The sequence below is a fragment of the Gammaproteobacteria bacterium genome (genome assembly GCA_029884425.1).
In the GTDB taxonomy this organism is placed as follows: Bacteria; Pseudomonadota; Gammaproteobacteria; order S012-40; family S012-40; genus JAOUHV01.
The window spans coordinates 1-5,754 of record JAOUHV010000080.1 but is presented as its reverse complement, the minus strand read 5'-3'; the positions used below and the strand labels follow the sequence as shown (position 1 = coordinate 5,754).

At 57.6% G+C, this 5,754-nt stretch carries 4 protein-coding genes; 1 reads left to right on the top strand and 3 read right to left on the bottom strand.

Annotation, left to right across the window (positions count from 1 at the left end):
- The 3 genes from OEW58_13810 to rapA all read right to left on the bottom strand — a co-directional run.
- The coding region (locus tag OEW58_13810; protein ID MDH5302421.1) for a THUMP domain-containing protein at window positions 1-845 on the bottom strand (845 nt) is incomplete at its 3' end.
- A gap of 90 nt (window positions 846-935) precedes the next feature.
- Window positions 936-1,850 carry a cysteine synthase A gene (gene cysK, locus OEW58_13805; protein ID MDH5302420.1) on the bottom strand — a complete coding sequence of 305 codons (915 nt, stop codon included), beginning with the start codon at window positions 1,848-1,850 and terminating at the stop codon, window positions 936-938.
- 115 nt (window positions 1,851-1,965) lie between these two features.
- Complete coding sequence (gene rapA / locus OEW58_13800; protein ID MDH5302419.1) at window positions 1,966-4,866, bottom strand: RNA polymerase-associated protein RapA; 2,901 nt, start codon at window positions 4,864-4,866, stop codon at window positions 1,966-1,968.
- A gap of 190 nt (window positions 4,867-5,056) precedes the next feature.
- Here rapA and OEW58_13795 point away from each other — a divergent pair, with 190 nt between their 5' ends.
- On the top strand, window positions 5,057-5,464 hold the full coding sequence (locus OEW58_13795; GenBank protein MDH5302418.1) for a c-type cytochrome: 408 nt from the start codon (window positions 5,057-5,059) through the stop codon (window positions 5,462-5,464).
- Window positions 5,465-5,754: the final 290 nt, after the last annotated feature.

Sequence of the window (5,754 nt, the reverse complement as noted above, 5' to 3'; positions counted from 1 at the left end):
GCGCGGCGGATGTTGTCGGTGGCGATATTGACGGTACGGAAATTTTGATCGTAACCGCGAATGGAGCCGAGTTTTTTCAGGCCAGTTTGTTTGCGTTGTTCGGCCTCGCGCATGATGTTTTGCCACACGTCAGGCTGGTGTTGTTTCCACTGCAAAAAGCCCCAGTGTTCACGCAGCAAGCCGGGCGCAATGTCGGCGGCCATCAGCGCGCCTTCGATCAACAGCGTGCCGGAACCGCACATGGGGTCGAGCAGACTGCCGCCGTCGGCGGCGATGGCTGGCCATTCGGCACGTTGCAAAATGGCGGCGGCGAGATTTTCTTTCAGCGGTGCTGCGGCGCCGTTTTCACGATAGGCGCGTTTGTGCAGTGATTCGCCGGACAAATCCAGGCTGACGGTGGCTTCGTCTTTGCGCAGGTAGACATTGATGCTGATGTCGGGCTGGTCGGTGGCGACCGAAGGTCTGTCGCCGCAGTTGTCGCGGAATTGGTCGACAATGGCGTCTTTGACTTTCAGTGCAGCAAAATGGCTGTGGGTGATTTTGGAATGGCTGACGTTGACGTTGATCGCGAAAGTCTGGTTGACGTCAAAGTGTTCGCTCCAGTCGATGGCGCGAATGCCTTCGTACAGGGCTTCGGGGCTGTCGGCATGAAATTTTGCCAGCACCAGCAGCACGCTGTTGGCGATGCGTGACCACAGGCAGGCACGGTAGGCGTGTTCGATTTCGCCACGAAAATAGGTGCCGGCGCGGGTCTCTTTGACCTCGGGCAGATTTAACTGGCGCAGTTCTTCGCTGAGCAGCGGTTCAAGGTATTTGGCGGTGGTGGCAAAGAACTGGTAGGTCATCGGCTGGTGTCTGATTAATGGCAAAGGGCGCCATTATACACCATGCAGGGGGAGACAGCCGGAATCCTGCCGGACTCCGGCTGACGGAGCTTAGTTGAACAGACCGTCTACGGACAGGTAGCGCTCGCCGGTGTCGTAGCAGAAAGTCAGCACGCGGCTGCCTTCGGGAATGTCAGCCAGTTTCTGTTCCACTGCGGCCAGTGATGCGCCGGAGGAAATGCCGATGAAAATGCCTTCTTCACGCACGCAGCGATTGGCCATGGCAAATGCTTTGGGGTGTTCGACCTTGATTACGCCGTCGAGCATTTCGGTGTTGAGAATGTCAGGCACGAAGCCGGCGCCTATGCCCTGGATGGGGTGCGGGCCTTTTTCGCCACCGCTCAGGACGGGGGAGGCCGCAGGCTCAACAGCGAATACTTTCAGGTTGGGCATTTTGGCTTTCAGAATTTCACCCACGCCGGTGATGTGGCCGCCGGTGCCTACGCCAGTGATCAGGTAGTCCAGACCTTCGGGGAAGTCCTTGAGGATTTCCTGGGCGGTGGTGCGGCGGTGGACTTCAACGTTGGCCTGGTTTTTAAACTGTTGCGGCATCCAGCTGTTGGTTGTCTGGGCGATCAGTTCGTTGGCTTTTTCGATGGCGCCGCCCATGCCTTTTTCCTTGGGGGTCAGTACCAGTTCGGCACCCAGCGCGGCCAGGTAGCGGCGGCGCTCCAGTGACATGGACTCGGGCATGGTCAGAATCAGGCGGTAGCCGCGCGTGGCGCAGACCATGGCCAGACCAATGCCGGTGTTGCCAGAGGTGGGTTCGATGATGGTGGTGTCTTTGTTGATCAGGCCCTTCTGCTCGGCGTCTTCGATCATCGCCAGACCAATGCGGTCCTTGATGCTGCCGCCGGGATTGGCGCGTTCCAGTTTACACCAGACTTCCACGTTTTTATTGAACAGGCGGTTCAGGCGAACGACGGGTGTGTTGCCGATGGTTTGCAGGATGTTGTCGTATTTCATGTTGGCCTCCGTAGATATTCCGATCTTCGATTTTATGATGTTGCAGGATGTTAGCATGCCCGGGGATTGGGCGGACAAAAAAAGCCCCGACAATGCGGGGCTTTTTGACGCTGGCCTAGGTGGCAATGACCACCCGTAGCGCATCCAGCCGCAGTTTGGCCGAGTCCATCGACTGACGGATGGCGTGCAGCTGATGCTGGAAGAACTGCACTTCGTCGTCGCGCACGTTGGGGTTGACCTGACGCAATGCCTGCAGACGATCCAGTTCGGTCTGGAAGGTCTCGGTGGCTTTGTGCGAGGCCTCGCTGATCAACGCGGTGGAGTGCTTTTCCGCGACTTTTTCCGTGCGTGCAATCAATGCGCGCAGTGGTTCGATTTGCGAACGCACGATCTTGCGCGCGGTGTCCTTGTCGACGGCGATGGCGTTGAAACTGATGTCATCGACGCTGATGTTGGCGCTGTGCTCGCGACCGTTTTGATCCATCAACACGCGGACAAAACGCTGCGGCAGATATTTGCTCGATTGCAGTTCGGGCGAGGGTGCGGGATCGAGGCAGTACAGCGCTTCGATCAGCAAGGTGCCGGGCGCCAGGCCAGCGCGTTTGATCGCGGTGAGCGCGGTGTTGCCCTGTTCCTGGGTGCTGACCATGTCGATGACGCCGGCGACCAGCGGGTGTTCCCAGGTGATGAAGTGCATGTCTTCATTGGCCAGGGCGGTGACGCGGTCGTAGGTGATGGTCATGCCGTCTTCGTCCAGCTCGGGGAAGGCTGACTGCATGTACTCGTTAGGTCGCAGAATCTGCGCCTGACTGGAGTGTGGTTCGGTATCGACGCCGTAGCAGTCGAACACGGTTTCCAGGTATTCCTCCAGGTCGGGATTGATGTCTTGCTGTTTGCACAGAGCCACCAGTTGCGCGGCGACTTCCGGGCGACAGGAATTGTATTCCAGCAGACGATCGCGACCTTTTTGCAGTGCCTCGTTGAGCTGATTGTGCAGCAACGTGGTGGTGGCGATGAGTGCGTCCAGATCGTCCAGACCTTCATCCAGTTGGTGCAGCGCCTCAACCAGGCTGTCCTTGACCTGCTGGAACACGCTGTGGCCGGCAGGACAGGTTTGCTGGAAGGCGTTCAGGCCGTCGTGATACCAGCGCTGCATGATGGCCTGGGCGCTGTTCTGCAAGTAGGGCACGTGAATGTTGATGGTACGCGTCTGGCCGATACGGTCCAAACGACCAATGCGCTGTTCCAGCAAGTCGGGATTCAGCGGCAGATCGAACAACACCAGATGATGAGCAAACTGGAAGTTGCGGCCTTCGGAGCCAATTTCGGAACAGATCAGCACCTGGGTGCCGTATTCCTGATCAGCAAAGAAGGCGGCGGCGCGGTCGCGTTCAATGATGCTCATGCCTTCATGGAACACGGCGGCATGGATGCCGGTCTTGGTGCGCAGTACGTCGGCCAGGTCCAGCGCGGTATCGGCACTGGCGGTGATGACCAGTACTTTTTTCGGTTTGAGCTCGGACAGCTTGCCGGTGAGCCAGTTGACGCGCGGGTCCAGTTGGCTCCAGTGCGGCTGGTCGGGTTTGTCCACCGCCTGATAGAGCAGTTCAGGGCAAAGCAGCAGGCGCGGCTCGGACAGCGCGGTATGCTGGAACTCGGCCAGGTAATCGGCATAAGCCGCAGGCAGCGGCAGCGGATAGCTGTGCACTTCGCGGCCAGGGAAGCCTTTGACCGCAGAACGGGTGTTACGGTAGAGCACCCGGCCTGTGCCGTGGCGATCGAGCAGGTGCTCGACCAGTTTTTTGCTGGCCTGTTTGCGCTCAAGATCGTCCGCCTGGGGATCTTGCAGTACATCGAAGTAGGCTTGGTTGTCGCCTTCGTCACCCAGGGTTTGTTGCAGCGTGGCGAGGGCCTCGCGGCTGGGCTCGTTGGACAGCAGTTGTTCGACGGCCTGGGCGACAGGTTCGTAGGCTTGTTCTTCGGCGACGAATTTGTCGAAATCAGGGAAGCGGGCCGGGTCGAGCAGGCGCAGCCGTGCAAAGTGACCGGCCTTGCCCAGTTGCTCGGGCGTGGCGGTCAGCAGTAGTACGCCTTTGGTCTGTTGCGCCAGGCGCTCGACGATTTGATATTCAAAGCTGGGCTCTTCCGGTGACCAGTGCAGGTGGTGCGCTTCGTCAACGATCAGCAGATCCCAGTTGCCTGCCAGCGCTTGTTTGATGCGCGGCGGGTTGTCGAGGAAAAACTCCATGCTGCACAGCACCAGCTGTTCAGTGTGGAATGGATTGTCGTTGTCGTTGCTTTCTTCGGCGGCCATGCAGCGTTCTTCGTTGAACAACGAAAAGCGCAGGTTGAAGCGACGACGCATTTCCACCAGCCACTGGTGGCACAGGCTTTCAGGCACCAGGATCAGCACCCGCTTGGCGTGCTCGGTAATCAACTGGCGGTGCAGGATCATGCCTGCTTCGATGGTTTTGCCCAGACCAACTTCGTCGGCCAGCAAAACGCGCGGCGCATAGCGGCTGGCGACTTCGTGGGCGATGTAAAGCTGGTGTGGAATCAGGCTGGTGCGGGCGCCGCTCAGGCCCAGCAGGGCCGATTCGGACAATTGCGTCAAGCGTTTGAGGGTTTCGTAGCGCAGGTCAAACCACTTGGTGCTGTCGATCTGGCCGCTGAACAAACGATCGGTCGGGCGGTTGAGCTGGATAAAGTTGTCCAGTTGACCTTCTTCAAGCGTTGCCGCGCTGCCGTTGTCGCGCATGCCGTGGTACACCAGCAAGCCTTTGTGTTCCTCGACGCGCAAGACTTTCATCGTCCAGCCTTCATGACTGGTCGCAGTGTCGCCGGGGCCAAAATTAACGCGGGTCAGTGGTGCGGTGTCCTGTGCGTAGGTTCGGGTTTCACCGGTGGCCAGGAAAACGATAGTAACGCTACGGTGGTCAACGGTAAGGACGGTTCCAAGTCCCATTTGTAGCTCAGCATTGCTAATCCAGCGCTGGCCGGGAATAAATTTCTGCACGCAGCCTAACCTCAAGGGTGAAAAAATGGGCGAATCTTAGAGTATTTGACGGAAAAAATCTGCTGAAAAAGCATGCTGTCAGTGAATATTGCCCTGCGGCGACACCTGGCTGATCAATGAAAATAGCGGCTTGGGAGGCGGCAACAAGTTGTGTACACTCGGCTTTTTGATCAGCGGCGAGGGGGATGGCGTGCGAATGTTGGGCAAATGGGGTTTGGGCGTGGCGGGGCTGTTGTTGGCTGGTTGCGGCGGTGGCGATAATTCGCAGGAGCTGTCGGTGGCGGACAAACTGTTCAAGCTGGGCCATATGAATGGCTGTATCGAGTGTCACCGCATTTCTGCCACGGTGGTTGGGCCGTCCTGGGACGCGATTAATGAGCGCTACAAGGATGAGGATGCTGCCAACCTCAAAGCCATGTTGATCCAAAGCGTCACCTACGGCAGTCAGGGCAAATGGCACACCTGGAAAGGTGGCGCGGGCATGCCGGCGATGGAAAAGCGTGTGTCCAAAGAGCACATCGAACAGTTGGTGGACTACATTATCGCGCTGCGACCAGCCAAAACTGCGACCACTGACGCCGCTCAAGTTAAAGAATAACTTCAAAGACTGGCTATTTTGCCGCGCTTGGGTTATGATTCGCCGCCCCTAGACCATGGGGCTTGCGTTTCTGACCTGTCTTGAGCAATTTCTCTTACATTTCCTGGTTAGCAAACGTGTTTCGCGACAGCGCACTGCTGCGTGAATGACTAACCTCGGCGATGTGTTCGATCTTTACTTTGATCAAACCATGTACGATTTTATTTTCTGATTTCCGTCATTTGATGGGAGAGGTAACTAGTTTGTCTTTTGAAAACCTGAATCTTAATGCCGACATTAAGAAAGCGTTG